Source organism: Bacillus coahuilensis m4-4, assembly GCF_000171615.1.
GTDB classification, from domain to species: domain Bacteria; phylum Bacillota; class Bacilli; order Bacillales; family Bacillaceae_K; genus Bacillus_T; species Bacillus_T coahuilensis.
This window is the reverse complement of sequence record NZ_ABFU01000028.3, coordinates 189,034-208,956: the sequence shown is the minus strand read 5'-3', so window position 1 is coordinate 208,956 and position 19,923 is coordinate 189,034. Positions and strand designations below refer to the sequence as shown.

Annotated in this window: 22 protein-coding genes and 3 pseudogenes; 1 reads left to right on the top strand and 24 read right to left on the bottom strand. The window is 38.2% G+C overall.

The window, feature by feature from the left end; genetic code table 11:
- Nucleotides 1-65 precede the first annotated feature (65 nt).
- The 19 genes and pseudogenes from ffh to M44_RS07245 form a co-directional block, all read right to left on the bottom strand.
- Nucleotides 66-1,408: pseudogene (gene ffh / locus M44_RS21255) on the bottom strand (signal recognition particle protein).
- A 12-nt stretch (nt 1,409-1,420) separates the two neighbouring features.
- Nucleotides 1,421-1,756: a putative DNA-binding protein gene (locus M44_RS07310; protein ID WP_029326777.1), complete on the bottom strand. Its 336-nt coding sequence runs from the start codon at nt 1,754-1,756 to the stop codon at nt 1,421-1,423.
- Nucleotides 1,757-1,831: 75 nt separating this feature from the next.
- Nucleotides 1,832-2,812 (bottom strand): annotated as a pseudogene (gene ftsY, locus M44_RS21250) (signal recognition particle-docking protein FtsY); the annotation flags it as partial.
- Nucleotides 2,813-2,840: 28 nt separating this feature from the next.
- Entirely contained in the window at nt 2,841-3,254 is a 414-nt protein-coding gene (locus M44_RS28005; protein WP_237705228.1) for a hypothetical protein, read from the bottom strand.
- Entirely contained in the window at nt 3,220-4,494 is a 1,275-nt protein-coding gene (locus tag M44_RS28000) for a coiled-coil domain-containing protein (protein WP_237705227.1), read from the bottom strand. Before M44_RS28000 ends, M44_RS28005 begins: the two co-directional genes overlap by 35 nt.
- Nucleotides 4,495-4,589: 95 nt before the next feature.
- On the bottom strand, nt 4,590-4,937 hold the full coding sequence (locus M44_RS27995; RefSeq protein WP_237705226.1) for a hypothetical protein: 348 nt from the start codon (nt 4,935-4,937) through the stop codon (nt 4,590-4,592).
- Entirely contained in the window at nt 4,930-5,748 is an 819-nt protein-coding gene (locus M44_RS27990; protein ID WP_237705225.1) for a coiled-coil domain-containing protein, read from the bottom strand. Before M44_RS27990 ends, M44_RS27995 begins: the two co-directional genes overlap by 8 nt.
- 14 nt (nt 5,749-5,762) lie before the next feature.
- Nucleotides 5,763-6,410, bottom strand: a complete 648-nt coding sequence (locus tag M44_RS27985) for a chromosome segregation SMC family protein (protein WP_237705224.1) — start codon at nt 6,408-6,410, stop codon at nt 5,763-5,765.
- Between the two features lie 8 nt (nt 6,411-6,418).
- The gene (gene rnc, locus M44_RS07295) at nt 6,419-7,168 is read right to left on the bottom strand and encodes a ribonuclease III (protein ID WP_010172402.1); all 750 of its coding nucleotides are present in this window, start codon (nt 7,166-7,168) and stop codon (nt 6,419-6,421) included.
- 274 nt (nt 7,169-7,442) lie between these two features.
- Nucleotides 7,443-7,676, bottom strand: coding sequence for an acyl carrier protein (gene acpP / locus M44_RS07290; protein WP_010172400.1), 234 nt, complete (start codon nt 7,674-7,676; stop codon nt 7,443-7,445).
- A 61-nt stretch (nt 7,677-7,737) separates the two neighbouring features.
- Complete coding sequence (fabG, locus tag M44_RS07285; protein WP_010172398.1) at nt 7,738-8,481, bottom strand: 3-oxoacyl-[acyl-carrier-protein] reductase; 744 nt, start codon at nt 8,479-8,481, stop codon at nt 7,738-7,740.
- The gene (gene fabD / locus M44_RS07280; protein ID WP_010172396.1) at nt 8,481-9,425 is read right to left on the bottom strand and encodes an ACP S-malonyltransferase; all 945 of its coding nucleotides are present in this window, start codon (nt 9,423-9,425) and stop codon (nt 8,481-8,483) included. Before fabD ends, fabG begins: the two co-directional genes overlap by 1 nt.
- A gap of 42 nt (nt 9,426-9,467) precedes the next feature.
- Nucleotides 9,468-10,457, bottom strand: coding sequence for a phosphate acyltransferase PlsX (plsX, locus tag M44_RS07275; protein ID WP_010172394.1), 990 nt, complete (start codon nt 10,455-10,457; stop codon nt 9,468-9,470).
- A complete protein-coding gene (gene fapR / locus M44_RS21240; RefSeq protein ID WP_050770933.1) occupies nt 10,441-10,995 on the bottom strand; it encodes a transcription factor FapR in 555 nt (184 codons plus the stop codon). The genes plsX and fapR overlap by 17 nt, the downstream gene beginning before the upstream one ends.
- Before the next feature lie 134 nt (nt 10,996-11,129).
- Nucleotides 11,130-13,179, bottom strand: a pseudogene (recG, locus tag M44_RS21235) (ATP-dependent DNA helicase RecG).
- Nucleotides 13,176-14,060, bottom strand: coding sequence for an L-serine ammonia-lyase, iron-sulfur-dependent, subunit alpha (gene sdaAA / locus M44_RS07260; RefSeq protein WP_010172386.1), 885 nt, complete (start codon nt 14,058-14,060; stop codon nt 13,176-13,178). Before sdaAA ends, recG begins: the two are co-directional and overlap by 4 nt.
- An 18-nt stretch (nt 14,061-14,078) precedes the next feature.
- Nucleotides 14,079-14,741, bottom strand: coding sequence for an L-serine ammonia-lyase, iron-sulfur-dependent subunit beta (gene sdaAB / locus M44_RS07255; protein ID WP_010172384.1), 663 nt, complete (start codon nt 14,739-14,741; stop codon nt 14,079-14,081).
- 108 nt (nt 14,742-14,849) lie between these two features.
- Nucleotides 14,850-16,523, bottom strand: a complete 1,674-nt coding sequence (locus M44_RS07250; RefSeq protein ID WP_010172382.1) for a DAK2 domain-containing protein — start codon at nt 16,521-16,523, stop codon at nt 14,850-14,852.
- A 15-nt stretch (nt 16,524-16,538) separates the two neighbouring features.
- Entirely contained in the window at nt 16,539-16,901 is a 363-nt protein-coding gene (locus M44_RS07245) for an Asp23/Gls24 family envelope stress response protein (RefSeq protein ID WP_010172380.1), read from the bottom strand.
- Nucleotides 16,902-17,203: 302 nt separating this feature from the next.
- On the opposite strand from M44_RS07245, the gene rpmB reads away from it, so the two are divergent.
- Complete coding sequence (gene rpmB / locus M44_RS07240) at nt 17,204-17,392, top strand: 50S ribosomal protein L28 (protein ID WP_010172378.1); 189 nt, start codon at nt 17,204-17,206, stop codon at nt 17,390-17,392.
- A gap of 108 nt (nt 17,393-17,500) precedes the next feature.
- Here rpmB and spoVM read toward each other — a convergent pair whose 3' ends face one another.
- From spoVM to rsgA, 5 genes are all read right to left on the bottom strand, one after another.
- A complete protein-coding gene (gene spoVM / locus M44_RS21230; RefSeq protein WP_010172376.1) occupies nt 17,501-17,581 on the bottom strand; it encodes a stage V sporulation protein SpoVM in 81 nt (26 codons plus the stop codon).
- Nucleotides 17,582-17,677: 96 nt separating this feature from the next.
- Entirely contained in the window at nt 17,678-17,845 is a 168-nt protein-coding gene (locus tag M44_RS29360; protein ID WP_337444049.1) for a hypothetical protein, read from the bottom strand.
- Nucleotides 17,805-18,320 (bottom strand): thiamine diphosphokinase, encoded by a 516-nt coding sequence (locus tag M44_RS21225; RefSeq protein WP_010172374.1) that lies wholly within the window; start codon nt 18,318-18,320, stop codon nt 17,805-17,807. The genes M44_RS29360 and M44_RS21225 overlap by 41 nt, the downstream gene beginning before the upstream one ends.
- A 63-nt stretch (nt 18,321-18,383) precedes the next feature.
- Complete coding sequence (gene rpe, locus M44_RS07225; protein ID WP_029326776.1) at nt 18,384-19,037, bottom strand: ribulose-phosphate 3-epimerase; 654 nt, start codon at nt 19,035-19,037, stop codon at nt 18,384-18,386.
- The gene (gene rsgA / locus M44_RS07220; RefSeq protein WP_010172370.1) at nt 19,034-19,921 is read right to left on the bottom strand and encodes a ribosome small subunit-dependent GTPase A; all 888 of its coding nucleotides are present in this window, start codon (nt 19,919-19,921) and stop codon (nt 19,034-19,036) included. Before rsgA ends, rpe begins: the two co-directional genes overlap by 4 nt.
- Between the last annotated feature and the right edge of the window lie 2 nt (nt 19,922-19,923).

The following is a 19,923-nucleotide window of genomic DNA, read 5'->3' as shown; positions in this document are numbered from 1 at the left end:
AGCTTTTATTAGTTTGTAAAGTGTTTTTCTTAACACTTATTTTTCCAAAATTTCACAACTTAACCCTACATAAATGGAAGTTTAAAACCTTTTTTACCCTTCCCTTTTTGCATATTGGTCATTTGTTTCATCATCTTTTTCATATCTTCAAACTGTTTCAAAAGACGATTGACTTCCTGAACAGGCCTTCCGCTTCCAGCAGCAATCCTCTTTTTGCGGTTAGCGTTAATGATCTCTGGCTGAGTTTTTTCTGCTTTTGTCATCGATTGAATGATCGCTTCAACGTGAGCTAGCTGTTTATCATCAATTTTAAGATTATCTAGGCCTTTCATCTTGTTTGCCCCTGGCATCATTTTAATTAATTCATCCAGTGGACCCATTTGCTTCACTTGACCTAGCTGATCTAGAAAATCGTCGAATGTAAAACTTGCTGTGCGCATTTTATTTTCAAGTTCTTTTGCTTTTTCTTCATCAATATTGGATTGTGCCTTTTCAATTAATGATAGCACATCTCCCATACCGAGAATTCGTTGAGCCATTCGTTCTGGGTGGAATGGTTCAAGTGCATCCATTTTCTCACCTAGACCAACAAATTTAATTGGTTTTTCTGTAACAGATCGTATCGATAACGCAGCACCACCACGAGTATCCCCATCTAGCTTTGTTAAAACAACACCAGTAATTCCAAGTGCATCATCAAAACTTTTGGCGACATTTACGGCATCTTGCCCTGTCATAGCATCTACAACAAGGAAAATCTCATCTGGTTTAGAAAGTTCTTTAATTTGCTTTAATTCATCCATCAAATTTTCATCGACGTGCAAGCGACCTGCGGTATCAATTAGAACGTAATCCTGATGATCTTCCTTCGCCTTTTCAATCCCTTTTTTAGCAATTTCAACAGGGCTAACTTGATCGCCCATTGAAAACACAGGCAAATTAAGCTGCTTGCCAAGTGTTTCTAATTGCTTAATCGCTGCAGGACGATAAATATCTGCTGCAACTAGTAAAGGCTTACGGTTGTATTTCTTACGAAGAAGGTTCGATAGTTTACCAGTAGTTGTGGTCTTACCAGCCCCTTGCAACCCTACCATCATGACAACAGTTGGAGGTTTGTTGGATACAGCAATCTTACTTTGTTCTCCACCCATCAAATCTGTAAGTTCTTCTTTTACAACTTTGATAACCTGTTGGCCTGGTGTTAAGCTTTGCATAACCTCTTGCCCAACTGCACGTTCGCTAACTTTTTAACAAATTGTTTAACAACTTTAAAGTTAACGTCCGCTTCTAATAAAGCAAGGCGAACTTCTCTCATCATTTCTTTTACATCCGCTTCAGAAACCTTACCCTTACCGCGAATTTTTTGAATAGAACTCTGCAGTCGGTCGGCTAATCCTTCAAATGCCATATTTGCCGCCTCCTAATCAAGATTCTCAAGAGATTCAAGGATTGGATCAACTGTTTTAAACAGTTCTTCATGCTCCTTCAACTCTGATTTTAATTGTTTGAAATATTTCATTCGTTGTTGAAATTTATCGAACAGTAAAAGCTTTTCTTCGTATTCCTCTAGCATCGCTTCTGTACGTTTTATGTTATCGTACACAGCTTGGCGGCTAACATGATATTCTTCTGCAATTTCACCAAGCGAGAAATCATCTAGATAGTACAAAGACATATAGCTTTTTTGTTTGGGAGTTAGCAATGATTGATAAAAGTCCAATAAATAATTCATTCTGGTCGTTTTTTCTAGCATTATCTTCGCTCCCTTTGTTAAGTAAAAAAACTTTACATATGAAGAATACCATTTCTATAAAAAAAGTACAAGCAGAAGTTATTCTTCTGCTTGATCGACTAGTTCTGAGAATAATCCATATACATATTTCTCAGGGTCAAAGCTTTGTAGATCATCCATCTTTTCACCTAAGCCTACAAACTTAACTGGAATTTGCAGCTCATTTCGTATAGCGAGAACAATTCCACCTTTTGCTGTTCCGTCTAACTTTGTTAACACAATTCCTGATACATCCGTTGCTTCTTTAAACACTTTTGCTTGTACTAATGCATTCTGTCCTGTTGTGGCATCTAATACAAGGAGAACTTCATGGGGGGCACCTGGTACTTCTCTTTCAATGACCCGCTTGACCTTTTCAAGTTCCTTCATCAGATTCACTTTATTCTGTAAACGACCTGCCGTATCACATAGTAATATATCTGCTTTTCTTGATTTAGCCGCTTGAACCGCATCATACATTACTGCAGCTGGATCAGAACCCTCACTTTGTTTCACAACAGGTACACCAACCCGGTCACCCCATGCTTCAAGCTGTTCAATAGCTCCTGCTCTAAATGTATCACCAGCCGCTAAGACCACACTCTTCCCTTGCTCTTTAAAATGATGGGCCATTTTTCCTATCGTCGTCGTTTTTCCAACACCATTTACTCCTACAAATAGGATGACTGTCAAGTCGTTCTCTTGGATAGAGAGTTCACTATTTCCCTCATCCCCCTGATAAATTTCCACTAACTTTTCTGAAATGACACTTTGTACATCGGCTGTATCTTGAATGTTTCGACGCTTAACCTCCATGCGCAGTTCATCCACAAGCTCCATAACGGTATTGAAACCTACATCCGCACTAATTAAAATTTCTTCTAGTTCTTCGAAGAATTCTTCATCCACTTTTCGATACTTTGCCACTAAATCATTTACAGCATTTGAAAAGTTATCACGTGTTTTACTTAATCCATCTTTAAATTTTTCTGTAACGTTATCGGTTGATGTCGTAAATTTATCCTTTAACTTTTTAAAAAACTCAAAGCTCTTCCACCTACCTTACTATTTATGAATGCCCCACAAGGGAGACCGTCTCTTCTAATCGAACAGACACTAATTTAGATACTCCAGACTCTTGCATCGTGACACCATATAAAACGTCTGCTTCTTCCATTGTACCTTTACGATGTGTAATAACGATAAACTGTGTTTCATTGGAATAATTTTTTAAGTAGGAGCTAAATCGATGTACGTTTGCTTCATCTAATGCAGCTTCTACTTCATCTAAAATACAAAATGGGACAGGACGAACTTTTAAAATGGAGAACAACAAAGCAATAGCGGTTAGTGCACGTTCTCCCCCGGATAATAACCCTAAGTGCTGAAGCTTCTTCCCTGGTGGTTGTGCCACAATGTCTACACCTGTATTTAATAAATCATTTGGATCAGTTAGACGCAAATCCGCCCCTTCCTCCTCCAAACAGAGCTTGAAAAACAGGGCTAAAATGCTCTCTAATGGATGAGAATGTCCATTCAAATCTCTTTTTCATTTCTTCATCCATTTCGTCTATTACGGAATAGAGGGTGTCTTTAGCATCCTGTAAATCCGTTTGCTGAGAGAGTAAAAATTCATATCGTTCACGAACTCTGTCATACTCTTCAATAGCCCCAATATTAACGGTACCTAACTCATCTAACGCTAGCTTTGTTAATTTCACTCTTTTTCTCACTTCGTCAACAGGTAGTGTAAGAGGAAATTCCATTTTGGCCGCTTCAAACGATAAGAAATATTCTTCACGTAAATGATTTAATCTATTGTCAAGTTCAACATCAAGACGATTCATTTTGACTTCTTCGTCTTTTAGAACGACTGTTAAGCTTCGATAGTGTCTTTTTACTTCTTTGACATCTATTTCTAGTGTATCAATATCTTGTTGAAGGAGTAGCCTTTCTTCTCTTCGCTCACTAATATGCTTTAAGGTTTGCTCTTTCTCTTCTCTCCGAGCGTTTCGTCGTGATTCAATCTCCATTTCTCCACTAGAGTCACCGTTCATTTCATTTAGTAGCCAGGTAAGTTCTTCATCAATTGAATCCTTTTTCGATTCTGTTTGTGCAATTTCAACAAGATGATTCTCTAATTGCTTGCGAGTGATGGAAAATTGTTCACCTTTAGAAGCAAGCGCAACTTTTAACTCACCAATCTCTTCCATAATCTCAGTACGAGAACTAATCTGATCGGTTTTTCTTAAAGATAGCTCTTCTATTTTCTGGTTAATAAGAAGTAACTCTGATTCTAAATGTTTTAATAGGTCTTCTAGCTCTTGTTTACGATGTGTAAGACGCTCTGTTTCTTGGTAATAGTCTTTCTTTTCTATATCATAAATTTTTAACTTTTCATTCAAGTTCGCTTCATGAACTTCTAATTCTCGTACTAATCCCTTTGTTTCTTGCTCTTGAAGTCGTAATTGTTCGCCAATTACCCTCGATTCTTCAACCTTTTTATCTAAAAACAAAATTTTATCTTTTTTGTCCACCACTTGCTTTTGTAAAAGAGCCGTACTTTCTTCCATTTTAGAGATTTTCTCTTTCATCTCATCAATTTCAGTTTTTCTAGATAGAAGAGAAGATGATTTCTGCTTGGTGGCTCCACCAGTCATAGATCCACCTGGATTAACCACATCTCCATCTAAGGTAACAATTCGATATCTGTAATTGATCATTTTCGCTATCGAGTTTGCCCCTCTTAAATCCTTTGCGATTAGAACATTACCCAGTAAGTTAGCTATAACAGCAGCAAATTTTTTGTCGTACGATACTAGTTGATTTCCAACTCCAACAAAACTTTCATGCTGTTGAAGTGTTGAGAGAACACTTGTTGGAATACTTTTTCCTTGATGACACTTAAAGGCAGAAAGGTAGCACGACCATAAGCGTTCTTTTTTAGAAAATCAATCGCTCTTCGTCCGTCTTGCTCTGTTTGGACAACAATGTGCTGTTGACTTGCACTTAACGCCGTTTCCATTGCTTTTTGGAACTTTTTCTCCACTTGAATGATTTCTGCTATTGCACCTTCGATTCCAGACAAGGATGTGTTTCTAGCTTTAAGTACTTCTTTAACACCTTGAAAAAAGCCAGCAAAGCCTTCTTCCATGTCTTCAAGCATTTCTTTTTTGTTTTTTAGCTTGTTGAATATACTGAAGTGCTTGATACAGCTTTGATTCTTCTTCTTCAAATTGTTTACGTAATTGATCCAACCTTGTTTTATCTTCATGGTATACCGAAACCTGCTGCCCAATTTTATTTTGAATATCTACTACTATTTCTTCAGCCTGCTTCTTTTTTTCTTGTAATTCTTTTCGCTCGATTAAAAATTTCTCATTCTCTGAATCAAGTTTGGACGTTCTAGAAAATTGTGTAGATGATTGTTGTTCTAAATATTGCTTTTCATTACGGGCAGTAGCTTGTTGATTTAATAAGTCAATGTAATCATTTTTAAGAGAGTCAATTTGTTCTTCTATATTCTCATTTAAGGATTCTAATAATTGGTTTCTTTCTTTTAAAGAGCTTCTTAATTTGGATACTTCCTGTTCCAAAGATTGTACAGTTTGCTCCATTGTATTCTTTTGAGTCACAAGAGCATGTATCTTAGATGATAGCTCTTCTTTACTTTGCTCAAGCTGTTCCTTATTTTTGCTAGCGTTTTTCTTACGTTCTTTTAGAACTTCCTTACGACCTTCCAGTTTTTCAAGCTCTTCACTTGTAGTCAATAAAACAGATTGCAAGGTAGAAATTGATTCGTCAAGCGCGGATAGGTGGTCTCTCTTTTGGATGAGAGCAGCTTCTTTTTGTTGAAGTTCATTAGAAAGCGATAATTCATTCTCAGACTGTTCTTTTACAACGGCCTTTGTTTTCTCCCACTCTTTATGTAATTCTTCAATTTCATAAACCGTTAATGCAACCTCGAAGTTCTTCAACTCTTCTTTTTTCTCTAGAAATCCTTTGCCATACTAGCTTGAATTTTTAAAGGCTCAACTTGACCTTCAAGTTCATGAAGAATGTCCTGCACACGATTTAAATTTTCTTGTGTTTCAAACAATTTATTTTCAGCTTTCTTTTTACGGTTCTTGTATTTTAAGACACCAGCCGCCTCTTCAAAAATCGTTCTTCTGTCTTCTGGCTTACTATTAAGGATTTCTTCTACTTTACCTTGAGAGATGATGGAAAATGCTTCACGTCCTAAACCAGAATCCATAATTAAATCAACAATGTCTTTTAATCGGCAGGACTGATTATTGATTAAGAAATCTGATTCCCCGGAACGAAATACTCTTCTCGTGATGCTAACTTCATTGTAGTCAAGTGGTAACCCTTGATCTTCATTATCAAGAGTTAGTGTTACTTCTGCAAAGTTTAGAGGCTTTCTTGAATCACTACCTGCAAAAATAACATCTTCCATTTTGCTTCCACGAAGGGATTTAGCAGATTGTTCACCTAATACCCAACGGATGGATTCAGTAATATTACTTTTTCCACTTCCATTGGGCCCAACCACCGCAGTAACTCCTGGTACAAATTCAACATTCACTCGGTCAGCAAAGGATTTAAATCCGATGATATCCAAACGTTTTAGGAACACGTTACTCCCTACTTTCTTTGTTCGTTCATACTCTTTAAATGTTCTAATGCTTTTTGGGCAGCGTGTTGTTCTGCTTCCTTTTTTGAGCGACCATTGCCCACCCCAATTTCCATACTATTCAGCAATACTTGTGAAACAAATTCTTTACTGTGTGCTGGCCCTTTTTCAAGTAAAATGCGATATTCTAGCTGGCCGCTACCTTCACGCTGTATTAATTCTTGAAGCTGACTTTTATAATCCATCACATGAGAAAAAGCACCGTCATTAATTTTTGGAAAAACAATTTGTTCAAGGAATTTCTCAACAGATTGGAGGCCTTGATCTAAGTATAAAGCCCCAATAAACGCTTCAAACACATCTGCTAATAATGCAGGACGTGTTCTACCACCTGTTAATTCTTCCCCTTTCCCTAACAATACAACTGACCCAAAGTCTAATTCATTAGCGAATTTAACTAATGAAGGCTCACATACGATCGCAGCTCTCAATTTAGTGAGCTCCCCTTCGCTCATCGTTGCATATTTATTGTAGAGAAAATGTGATACCGTAAGTTCTAATACAGCATCGCCTAAGAATTCTAATCGTTCATTATCCTCAAACGGTTTTTTTCGATGCTCATTCACATAGGATGAATGGGTAAAAGCTTGTTTTAAAATAGACACATTGGAAAATGAGATTCCAATCTTTTCTTGAAAATCCTTAAATACTTGTTCAATTTGTTGATTTTTATTCTTATAATGTTCTCTATTTTTCCGCATAGGTCCTCCACCTTGCTACTGTAATCTTGCGGCCTTCCATTCTTAAAGAAGGTTCCTATTCGTATTCTTTCCAAACACGAAAATTCTAGTTCATACTTCATTAGTATACACTTCTTATGAATCTGTCGAAATATCTTTTCTATATCTGTCTATGTAAAAAGGAAAAAAACTTGGGATTTTTCCAAGTTTTTCAGATAAGTAGAGACTCCAGTTGTGGAGTCTCTATAGGTTAGTTGGATGGTTCATCCAAATTTAAGCAACTCGTAACTGTAAATTAGTTTAGACTATTTATGTAATTCACAGCATCGCCTACTGTTGAAATTTTTTCAGCATCATCATCTGATATTTCCATTTCAAACTCGTCTTCAAGCTCCATCACTAACTCTACTACATCTAGGGAGTCAGCACCTAAATCCTCTTTAAAAGAAGCCTCTAACGTTACTTGAGAAGCATCTACACCAAGACGGTCTACGATGATTTTTGTTACACGATCTAATACTTCTGCCATGTCGTTCTTCACCTCCCTTCAACGTATTATAAACAAAAGTCACACGAAAAGCTATGATCTCTTACATAACCATTCCGCCATCAATATGAAACGTTTGACCCGTCATATAGCCAGCTTGTTCTCCTGCTAAAAATCCTACCATATTCGCAACATCTTCAGGTGCACCGAATCGGCCAAGAGGAATTTGTTTAAGCATGGCATTCTTCACATCTTCTGATAATTGATCGGTCATATCTGTTTGAATAAATCCAGGTGCAATAGCATTAACAGTAATTCCTCTTGAGGATAATTCTCTAGCTGTTGACTTCGTTAAACCAATCACTCCAGCCTTAGCAGCAACATAGTTGCTTTGTCCAGCATTTCCCATAACACCAACGATGGAGGAGATATTAATAATCCGCCCACTTTTTTGTTTCATCATTTGTCTTGTGACTGCTTTTGTTGTCAGAAAAACACCCTTTAAGTTGGTATCAATCACATCATCAAAATCCTGGTCCTTCATACGCATCAATAACCCATCACGAGTAATACCAGCATTATTAACAAGAATATCAATCCGACCAAACTCTTTAATAACAAATTCCATCATTTCTTTCACACTTTCACTGTTAGAAACATCGCACTGAAAGCTTACCGCTCTTTTGCCTAAAGCTTCTATTGTAGATACAACCTCTTTAGCCTTTTCTTCACTACCTGCATAGTTTACTACCACATCTGCTCCAAGCTCAGCTAATTTAATGGCAATGGACTTACCTATTCCCCTTGAGGCACCTGTTACGACAGCTACTTTATTATGTAGTTCCATTACTCTCTCTCCTTTAATACTGCTATGGTCGATTGTAATGCTTCAACATCTTGAACACCAAGCACCGTTACATTACGATTTATTTTTCGAATTAGACCTTGTAGCACCTTAAGTGGCCCAACCTCAACAAACGTTGTCACTCCATCTTCGATCATCCGGTTAATACTTTCTTCAAATCGGACTGGTGAATATAACTGTTTGACTAGTAATTCTTGAATAGCACTTGAATCTTCAATAGGAGTAGCAGTAACGTTTGCTACCAAAGGAACAGTCATTTCTGTCATGGAGATTTCTTTTAAAAACCGTTCAAATTGGATGGAAGCCGGTTTCATTAATTCAGAATGAAATGGACCACTTACATTAAGAGGGATGACTCGTTTTGCACCGGCATCTTTTGCTTTTATAGAGGCAAATTCTACACCTTCTTTACTGCCTGATATCACGATTTGACCTGGGCCATTATAATTCGCAATATCTACGGACTGACCTTGCTGTTTTGCCTCTTGAATGATGGCCTCAAGTAGCCTTGCATCAAATCCCATCACAGCAGACATAGCTCCAATCCCTTTAGGTACCGCCTGCTCCATTAGCTCACCACGTTTTCTAACTGTCTTAACCGCATCTTTAAAGCTTAGAGATCCCGTTGCAACTAGAGCAGAATATTCACCTAAACTGTGACCAGAAACATAGTCCGGTTGTATTCCTTCTTTTTTTAAGACTTCATACATGGCTATACTGGCTGTTACGAGCGCAGGTTGAGCATTTTCTGTTAACGTAAGTTGTTCCAATGGACCTTCTTGCATTAGACGAATAAAGTCATGTCCTAACACATCTTCGCATTGACCAAATACCACCATTGACTCCTCATAAGACTCTTTATAATCCATTCCCATTCCAACAGTTTGAGACCCTTGACCCGGGAAGATAAAAGCTAGTTTACTCATCATTACCTCCTAAGTTTGAGGCATCGTTCACAAAGTATGCCTCTATTCAGAAGGAACGGAAATGGCACTATTTATCGTTTGTGACACTTCTTTATCTACCATGAGTTTTGCCTGTTTAATCGCATTTAAGATAGCATTAGCGTTAGAAGAACCATGCGCTTTTACTACTGGAGCATTTAATCCAAATAATCCAGCGCCCCCATATTCTGTATAGTCCATTTTGTTTTTTATCCCTCTTAATTCCTCTCTCACTAAGCCAGCGGCTAGTTTTGATTTAAAAGAAGAGGTAAAGGCATCTTTCAGCATACTAAACATACTAATGGCCGTTCCTTCAATTGTTTTTAACACCATATTTCCAGTAAAACCGTCTGTCACCACTACATCTGCCACACCATTTAATAAATCACGTGATTCTACATTTCCAATAAAATTTATAGGTGCTTGCTTTAGAAGTTCAAAGGATTGTCTAGTTAGTTCATTTCCTTTTTTATCTTCTGTTCCAATATTTAATAATCCGACGGTTGGCTTTGTAATCCCTCGCACTTTTTCAGCGTAAACACTACCCATGATACTATATTGAACTAAATGTTCAGGTTTAGCATCTGAATTTGCTCCTAGGTCCAACATTAAGAATCCAGATCCATCGAGGGTTGGTAGCGTCGGAGCGAGTGCTGGTCTTTCAATACCAGGAATCCTTCCAACAATGAATAATCCAGCAGCCATAAGTGCTCCTGTATTACCAGCAGAAATGCACGCGTCAGCTTGACCATCTTTGACAGCTTGCGCCATCAGAACCATACTCGCATTTTTCTTTCGTCTAACGGCTCTTACTGGTTCGTCTGTACCTAGTATTACTTCGTCTGTATGTACTACTTCAATACGCTCTTTGTTCGTAAGAAGTGGGTTTATCTGCTTCTCATCACCAAACAAAATAAATGTTACATCGGTATACTGATCGCGGGCTTGTGTTACTCCTTTAACAATTTCTACAGGAGCAAGGTCCCCACCCATAGCATCAATAGCTATTCTCATGTTTAACACCCTTTACTTCGGAATTTGATCTATACATTTCAAATTCTCCAATAAAAACGATCTCTTGTCCAACATAACTTTTCACTTCTACAAAAGAACGGTCTCTTTCTTTTACTTCTTGTGAATTTATCACTTTGGCTTTTGCGATAACTCGCTCACCTAAACGAACGGGTCTTGTAAACCTAATCGTTGATTTTGCTGTCAAAGCCAATTCATCATTGATTACAGCTACCGCTAACGAATTAGCTTGTGCAAATAGATGATGCCCCCTAGCAATCCCATTCCGTTTAAAAACATGCTCTTGCTTTACTTCAAAAATGGAAATGGCATTTTCGTCTAGTTGTATGTCGATTATTTCACCAATAACTTCCTCAAGGGGTAAACTTTTAACCTCATCAAACGTTTTCTCCGCTACATGCTTAATACGTTCACGAAGTTCCGGTATAGATAACTCCATTCGGTCCAAGCGAATCGTCTGTACACTAACAGAAAAACGCTCGGCTAATTCTTCGTCTGTGATAAATGGATTTTCATTAATTGTTTCCTGTAATTGATCTTGTCGATCTTTTTTTGTATTTTCTCAAAATCTAACACCATCCGTTTTTAGTACTAGGTACTAATAGTAGTATATAATTAAAAAGAGCAGATTGCAAGAATTCTCTCGCTACCTGCTCAATCAAGTTTTTCTCCAGTAATCGCTCCAGATGCCGAGAGTCGTTCTCTTAAAGCTTCATATCTTTCATGATCCCAAAATATTGGTGAGTCTATCAATGCTTTTGCATCGTCTCTAGCTATTTCTAATACTCGGTAATCATGGACCATATCTGCCATTTTAAATTCTGGCATCCCACTCTGCTTACGACCAAAAAAGTCACCTGGGCCACGTAGCTCTAAATCTTTCTCACTGAGTACAAATCCATCAGTGGTCTCTGTCATGATTGTCATTCTTTCTTTTCCTACATCCGTTTTTGGATTAGCTAAAAGAATACAGTAGGATTGTTCTTCTCCTCTACCAACTCTACCCCTTAACTGATGCAATTGAGATAGTCCGAATCTTTCCGCGTCGTAAATAATCATCATGGTGGCATTCGGCACATTGACTCCCACTTCAACGACTGTAGTGGAGACCAAAATATCCACGCTATGCTCACTAAACTCTTTCATAACCTGTTCTTTTTCAGTGGGATGCAGCCTACCATGCATAAGCCCCACTTTCACATTAGAACCAAAATAAAGCGACAACTGCGAGTGAACATCTATGGCATTTTGTACATCTAACTTATCGGACTCTTCAATAAGGGGAGTGATAACATATGCCTGTCTTCCCTTACTTATTTCCTTTTTTAAAAAATGTAAGACTCTATCTAACATTTCTTCCTTCGCCCAATACGTTTCGATTGGCTTTCTTCCGGCAGGCAGCTCATCAATCGTACTAACATCCATTTCTCCAAAGACTGTAATGGCAAGAGTTCTAGGAATTGGAGTAGCTGTCATAAAGAGAACATTCGGATTTTCTCCTTTTTCTCTTAGTACCTTACGCTGGGCTACACCAAATCGGTGCTGTTCATCTGTTATGACAAGACCTAATTGATGGAAATTCACTTCGTCTTGTATTAACGCGTGAGTACCAACTAGTATATCAATTCTTCCAATAGATAACTGATCTAATAACACCTTTCTCTTTTTCCCTTTAATCGAAGATGTTAACAACGCAACTGTTACATCTGTATGTTCAAACATTTTCGCTAACGACTCTGCATGTTGCTCAGCTAAGATTTCTGTTGGCACCATCAGAGCACCTTGGAATCCAGCGGTAATGGATGCATATAAGGAGATTGCAGCAACGACCGTCTTCCCAGAGCCCACATCACCTTGAAGTAGACGATTCATCCTAGCTGGTGATTGGCAATCTGTTAAGATTTCGTGAACGACTCGTTTTTGCGCTACTGTCAAAGGGAAAGGTAGGGACGTAATAAATTCATTCACTTTCCCCTCGTCATAGAGGATAGATATCCCAGTTGAATGATCACGTTGAAATTTACGTAACGATTGCATTTTTAGTTGGAAAAGCAAAAATTCTTCGTACACATACCTTCTTCTTCCTTGCTTCATATCCTCTTCAGAGCCAGGAAAATGTAAGATTTGGAAGGTTTCTTTTTTGGACAACAACCTGTATTTTTGCAGGATCTCAGGTGGTAATGGATCAACCACTTTATCTCCATATTCCTTTAAAGCAAGGGCTACAAATTTACGAAAGGTATGATTTTTCAAAGAACCCCTCAGGGAATAGATCGGTTCATAATCCTTTTTCTCTTGGTTATCATTCGTTGAAAAATGATTCACCGTAATCTCTTGTCTGTTTTTATCCCATTTACCTGTAATAATCACCGATTCACCTAAGATTAATTTACTTTTGGCATACGGTTGATTAAAGAATACAGCTTTCACTAGTATATTACCAATGAGTAAACGAACGGTTAATCGGCTTCTTTTTTTCCCTATAATACATTAATGCAGGTTCACTATGTATGACTCCTTGTACTGTAATCCGCTCATCATGAGTCGCTTCCATAATATCCTTTATCCGGTAGTCTTCATAACGATATGGTAAATAATCAAGGAGATCCATAATGGTATGGATCCCCATTTCATTTAAACTAATAGCCGTCTCTTTACCCACGCCTTTTAATGTATCAACAGGCTCAAGTATTATATTACTCACTTTTTATTCAAGGATACTCCAAAAATTTTAGCTTCTAACTCTCTTCCCGTTGGAGTAGCCGCTAACCCCCCTTGCGCTGTTTCTCTCAAAGCAACCGGCATTGTTTGGCCGATTTTATACATTGCATCTATTACTTCATCACAAGGAATTCTACTAGTAATGCCAGCTAGAGCCATATCTGCTGCCACCATAGCATTTGCGGCACCCATTGCATTTCTTTTAACACATGGAACCTCTACAAGGCCTGCAACAGGGTCACACACTAAACCTAGCATATTTTTAAGCGTAATGGCAAAGGCCTCAGCGCTTTGTTCGGGAGTTCCTCCCGCCATTTCTACGATAGCAGCAGCGGCCATGCCGGCAGCAGAACCAACCTCTGCTTGACAGCCACCAGCCGCACCAGAGATACTGGCATTATTCGCCACAACAAACCCAAATGCACCCGAAGTAAAGAGGAATTCTATCATTTGTTCTCTACTAGGATGTAATTTATTTTTAACAGCAAATAGTGTTCCAGGAACAACTCCAGCAGAACCAGCCGTTGGCGTTGCGCAAATTGTCCCCATTGCCGCATTGACTTCATTCGTAGCAACGGCTTTACTTACAGCATCGAGTAATAAATCTCCTGATAGACTTTTCCCCGTTTGGATATATTTTTGTAGAAGGACTGCATCTCCTCCAGTTAAACCAGAAACACTTCGAACACCCTGTAGCCCTCGTTCAACCGCTTGTTCCATAACATCTAAATTGTTCGACATTTGATTTATAACTTCTTCTCTTGATTTTCCAGTAAATTCAACCTCTTGTTCGATCATAATGTGAGAGATTTTCTTTCCGGAACTAACCGCTAATTCAACAAGCTCTGCTACATTTCTAAACATGCGATCCCCCCTTTTTGATTAATCGGAAATCTTTGTGACTTTCACGATATTATCTAGGCTTTCTAACTCTACCAGCACTTCTCGATCAATGGTTTGATCTGTTTCAATTATCATTAATGCGAGTTGGCCCATTTCTTTTCTCGAAACTTCCATGTGGCCTATATTTATACAATGAGCAGCTAATATTGCCGATACTGCAGCAACAGCTCCATATCGGTCATTATGGACAACAAGGATTGCAGGATGAGCGCCACTTAGCTTTAATTCAAACCCGTTTAACTCTGTGATCTCAATTTTCCCACCACCAATTGATATACCTACTAGCTCCATCTCATCCCTATCATCAATTAATCGAATTCTACACGTGTTGGGATGCTCTGTTATAGCATCTTCCTCTATAAATGTAATGGATAAACCTTTTTCTTCTGCAAGTTGAATGCTTGTTTTAATCCGTTCATCAAACGTATCAAAATCAAGTATACCACCAATTACTGCTACATCTGTCCCATGACCTTTATACGTTTTAGCAAATGACCCATAAAAAGAAATAATCGCTTCTTTAGGTTCACGACCAAATAGTTCTCTAGCGACCCTGCCAATTCTAGCGGCACCAGCTGTATGTGAACTGGAAGGACCAATCATCACTGGCCCAATGATATCAAATACTGATCGGTATTTCATGGACTTCTCCACCCCTTGTCTAAACAAATAAAAATTCTACCACCACTATCTCTCATTGTACTGGTAAATTGAAAAAATAGAAGGGAAATCCCTTCTATTTTATAAAAATTATTCAACTGAGAAGATATAGGAATATAGCGGCTGTTTACCATTATGCACTTCTACTTCCACATCTTCATAAGTAGATTCAACAAATTCTACAATGGCTTCTACTTCAGATTCCAGAACATCTTCACCAAACAAAATGGTTAAGATCTCAGCATCTTCATCTAACATAGTTTCAAGTAATCGTTTCGCAGCATCGAATTTGTCCTTGTCTGTTAGAACGATCTTACCGTCTTCAATTCCCATAAAATCGTCTTTAGCAATTTCAACTCCGTCAATATTCGTATCGCGCACCGCAAACGTAATTTGACCAGTTTTCACGAAAGAAAGAGCTGTGGTCATTCCATCTTTGTTTTGGTCCAATGTAGCTGAAGGATTAAAGCTTAATAGCGCTGCCATCCCTTGAGGAACAGTCTTTGAAGGAACAACTACTACGTCAGCTTCTGACACTTCAGCTGCTTGCTCAGCGGCCATAATAATATTCTTGTTGTTAGGAAGTAAGATAACTTTATTCGCATGTACTTCTTCAATTGCTTTTACAATATCTTCTGTGCTAGGGTTCATCGTTTGGCCGCCTTCAATTACATAGCTAGCGCCGATACTTCTAAACAAGTCAGCAATTCCCTCGCCCATAGATACTGTAACGATTCCAAATTCGCGCTTTTCCTTTGGCTTAGTTTCAACAGGTGTTGGACTTTCCGTTGAATCTAATAAAAGACTAGAGTGCTGCTGACGCATATTTTCGATTTTCATATTAATTAAGCTTCCATATTTTTGTCCGTAGGTTAATACGTCCCCAGGTTGCTCGGAATGAATATGAACTTTCACAATATCATCGTCAGAAATCACTAATAAAGAATCCCCATATTGGCTTAAGTCTTTTCTGAATTCAGCTTCTGTAAAAGGGCTACTTGCCAATTTTTCATCTTCAAATCGCACCATAAATTCAGTACAATATCCAAATTCAATATCCGCAGTGTTCATAAACCCTTGAACTTTATGATGCTCCGCACTAACTAAGTCACCCATTTTTGGTCTTTCAGGTTGAGCCTCTAATTTCTCACCTTTTAATTCAGCAAGAAAACCTTTGTAGACAAACAATAAACCTTGTCCACCGCTATCAACCACTCCTACTTCCTTAAGAACCGGAAGTAAATCTGGCGTTCGATTTAATGAAGCCTGCCCTTCTTCTACAACAGCCTCCATTAATCGGATAATATCTGTTTCGTTCGGTGCTACCTCTACAGCCTTTTTAGCTGCATCCTTAGCAACGGTTAAGATTGTACCTTCAACTGGCTTCATAACCGCTTTATAAGCTGTCTGAACGCCCAATTCTAAAGCTTCCGCGAAATCAACACTAGTTAATGTAGATTTCCCCTCTACTGATTTAGAGAATCCTCTAAATAATTGAGAAAGAATAACACCAGAGTTCCCTCTAGCCCCCATTAAAAGACCTCTTGCTAATGATGCAGCTACTTTACCTACTTGTTCATGTACATTTTGTTTTACTTCTTTCGCTCCAGAAGTCATGGACAAGTTCATGTTTGTTCCTGTATCACCATCAGGAACAGGAAATACGTTTAACGCATCAACATAATCAGCATTCGCTGAAAGATGTCCCGCTCCTTGAATGACCATTTCTGCGAAACGTTTTCCATCTAATGCAGTAATCGACACAAATCTTCCTCCTCACTACGGGTTCGTAACTCGAACTCCTTGAACAAAAATATTAACGGAATCAACCGCCAAGCCTACGGTTTTATCCAGAGTATATTTGACCTTTGATTGTACATTATGAGCTACTTCTGAAATTTTAGTTCCATAGCTTACAATAATATACATATCAATATGTACTTCGTCTTGTTCTTGGCGAACAATTACTCCGCGTGTGAAATTTTCTTTTCTTAGGATATCCGTCAAGCCATCCTTCATTTGATTTTTTGAAGCCATCCCCACAATGCCGTAACAATCTACTGCAGCTCCACCAGCAACCATCGCGATGACATCTGTAGATATATCGATATGTCCTAACTTATTCGTTAATTCTATGGACATGGTTCTTCCCCCTTAAGTGTAGTTTGAATCTCCTTATTTATACTACCAGAAGATAATACTAGACAAAAATTCATGCTTGGCTAAAGTCATTTTACTATAAGTATAGTTTTTTTAAAAGTCAAACTAAAAATGTATCGAATAATTTTCCAAATTTCCTGTAACGTTCCTGCCTTTCAAGTAAAATTACTTGAAAACTATTGCATAACTTCTTCCTATATGATAAATTATTAAAGTATCTTTTAAGATAAGAAAGTTATTCAAATTGAAATAACCTTCAGCTACACGGTGAGGAGGGGAAATAAATGCCAAAGCAATGTGTTGTAACTGGTCGTAAAGCTCGTACTGGTAACGCTCGCTCCCACGCGATGAATGCTACGAAACGTACTTGGGGTGCAAACCTTCAAAAAGTTCGTATTCTAGTGGACGGGAAGCCTAAAAAAGTTTGGGTTTCTGCTAGAGCTTTAAAATCCGGTAAAGTAGAACGCGTATAATGAATGAAAAAAAGGATGCCCCTGTGGCGTCCTTTTTTATTTTAGCCGAACAGAGTATTGCCAGAATCTAAAATTCACAAAAAAACACCCGCTACGGGTGCCTCTTTGTTACTCTTTCTTAAACGTAGTTAACATTGCTCTCACTAGTCCACCAAGAAATTTAGGTAATTTAATTGTATAAAACCTCATTCAAATTCCCTCCCCATTGTCTTGAAAGAAGATTCGAAGCTCCCCCTGTTTATCCTATTCACCGCTAAGAAATCGGATACTATTCGTCATGTTGAATCAATCAGCACTTCTTATCATCATTAATATGCCTTCAGTGAATGAAAAAGACCCATGACTTTCGATTAGTTCATTACTGATACAAAGTGAGGATCCAAGCCGAAGAAAATGATTCTCTAACGGATACTTAAACCCTTGAAGTGTTAAATCTTTTACCGATTCTGTCATAAGAAAAAAAAGAAATATACGGTTTGTTCTCCAACATCGAAACTTGATGTGTGCCAGCCTTTACACATTGATGAATATTCCTATGATCAATTAAGAACACTGGGATCGTAGTCTCTACTGTTCGTATCAACAGCTGGATATTGGCTAAATAATGATCCAACCGCCCTCCTGTTCCCCCGTATATCGAAATGCTGGTTGGTTTCTGTTCGATAGCCCAGTTTAAGGCCATTCCCATGTCAGTTTCATCTTTTTCTGGAGGAAAGACATGCATTTGTTCCACTAATGATTTAATCCTAGATAACTCCTTATGAGACACAGAATCAAAGTCACCGAACGCACAATGGGGAACAATATTATGATCTAACAAATAGTGTACGCCTCTGTCTACACCGACCCATATACGTTCTGAATCATTGAAGTACATTTCCTCCGGGTGACTACTCTCGGGTCCTCCCCCTACTATATGTATATTCATTTTACCCTCCTCTTACTTACAACAAAGGCCAGAACTCTATACAATAGAACCTGACCGATCAACTTATTTTACTGCTTGTTTAAGTCGTGTAATAGCAGCTTTTCTATCTTGATGATTATAGACTGCAGATCCCGCCACAAAGACGTCTGCTCCGGCATGTAAGCAAGATTGAATGGTATCTTCGTTAATACCGCCATCTACCTCAATCTCTATATCTAATCCTCTTGCGTTAATGGTGTTTCGTAACTCTCTAATCTTTTCAATCATGCCCTCAATAAACTGTTGACCCCCAAAGCCAGGGTTAACGGTCATGATAAGAACCATATCGATGTCCTCTAAAATATGTTGAATACTACTTAGAGGTGTGCCGGGATTCAGAACGACCCCTGCCTTAATACCATGACCTTTAATTTGTTGAATTGTCCTATGGATATGCGGACATGCTTCGATATGAACCGTAATGATATCTGCACCTGCTGAAACAAATTCATCAATATATAGCTCAGGTTTTTCAATCATTAAATGAACATCCAAAGGTAGCGATGTGTGAGGTCGAACTGCTTTTACAATAAGAGGACCGATTGTTATATTCGGAACAAAGTGACCATCCATAACATCTATATGGATGTAATCAGCTCCACCATTTTCAACTTCTTGAATTTCTTTTTTTAACTGACTAAAATCTGCTGAAAGAATCGATGGTGCAATTTTCATTATGAATACCTCGGCTTTCTATCTTTAATTTCGTCTGCAAATTGAAGATAATCTTCATAACGGTATTTTGGGATTTCAGCATGTTCGACCGCATGCTTTACTGCACATTTTGGTTCATTAATGTGCAGACAGCCTCTAAATTTACAGTTATGAGAAAGCTTGACCATTTCTGGAAAGCAAAACGGTAAATCTTCTAATTCGATTTCTGTGAACTCGAGTGAACTAAAGCCTGGTGTATCAGCTACATGTCCATGAACTGATACAGGAATTAATTCAACATGTCTTGTTGTATGTTTCCCCCTACCTAACGAAGCAGAGATTGTACTTGTCTTTAATTCTAATTCTGGGCGAATGGCATTTAACAAAGACGACTTCCCTACTCCTGATTGTCCTGCAAATACAGACACTTTGTTATCCAGATACGGAAGTATTTGTTCAACGCCTTCTTTTGTCTTAGAAGATGTACAGACCACTGTATATCCAACTGATCGATAATCTTCACTAAATTGATGGATTTTTTCTGCTCCATTAGGGGTTAATAAATCCATTTTGGTAATACATATAAGAGGCTGGATTCCCTTTGATTCAACAAGAACTAGAAAGCGATTTAAAAGACTTGGACTAAATTCAGGTTCTATGCTGGAAAATACAAGAATAGCTTGGTCTACATTGGCGATCGGAGGACGAATGAGTTCATTTTTTCGCTCTTCAATCTCTACAACCGTTCCTTCTCGTTCAAAATCGCTTTCATACGTAACATAATCGCCTACTAAAGGAGTAATTTTCTTTTTCCGAAATACCCCACGCCCCCGGCATTCAATTACTCTGTCTCCATCTTGTACATAATAGAACCCACTTAACGCCTTAATAATCCTTCCTGTTGCCATTC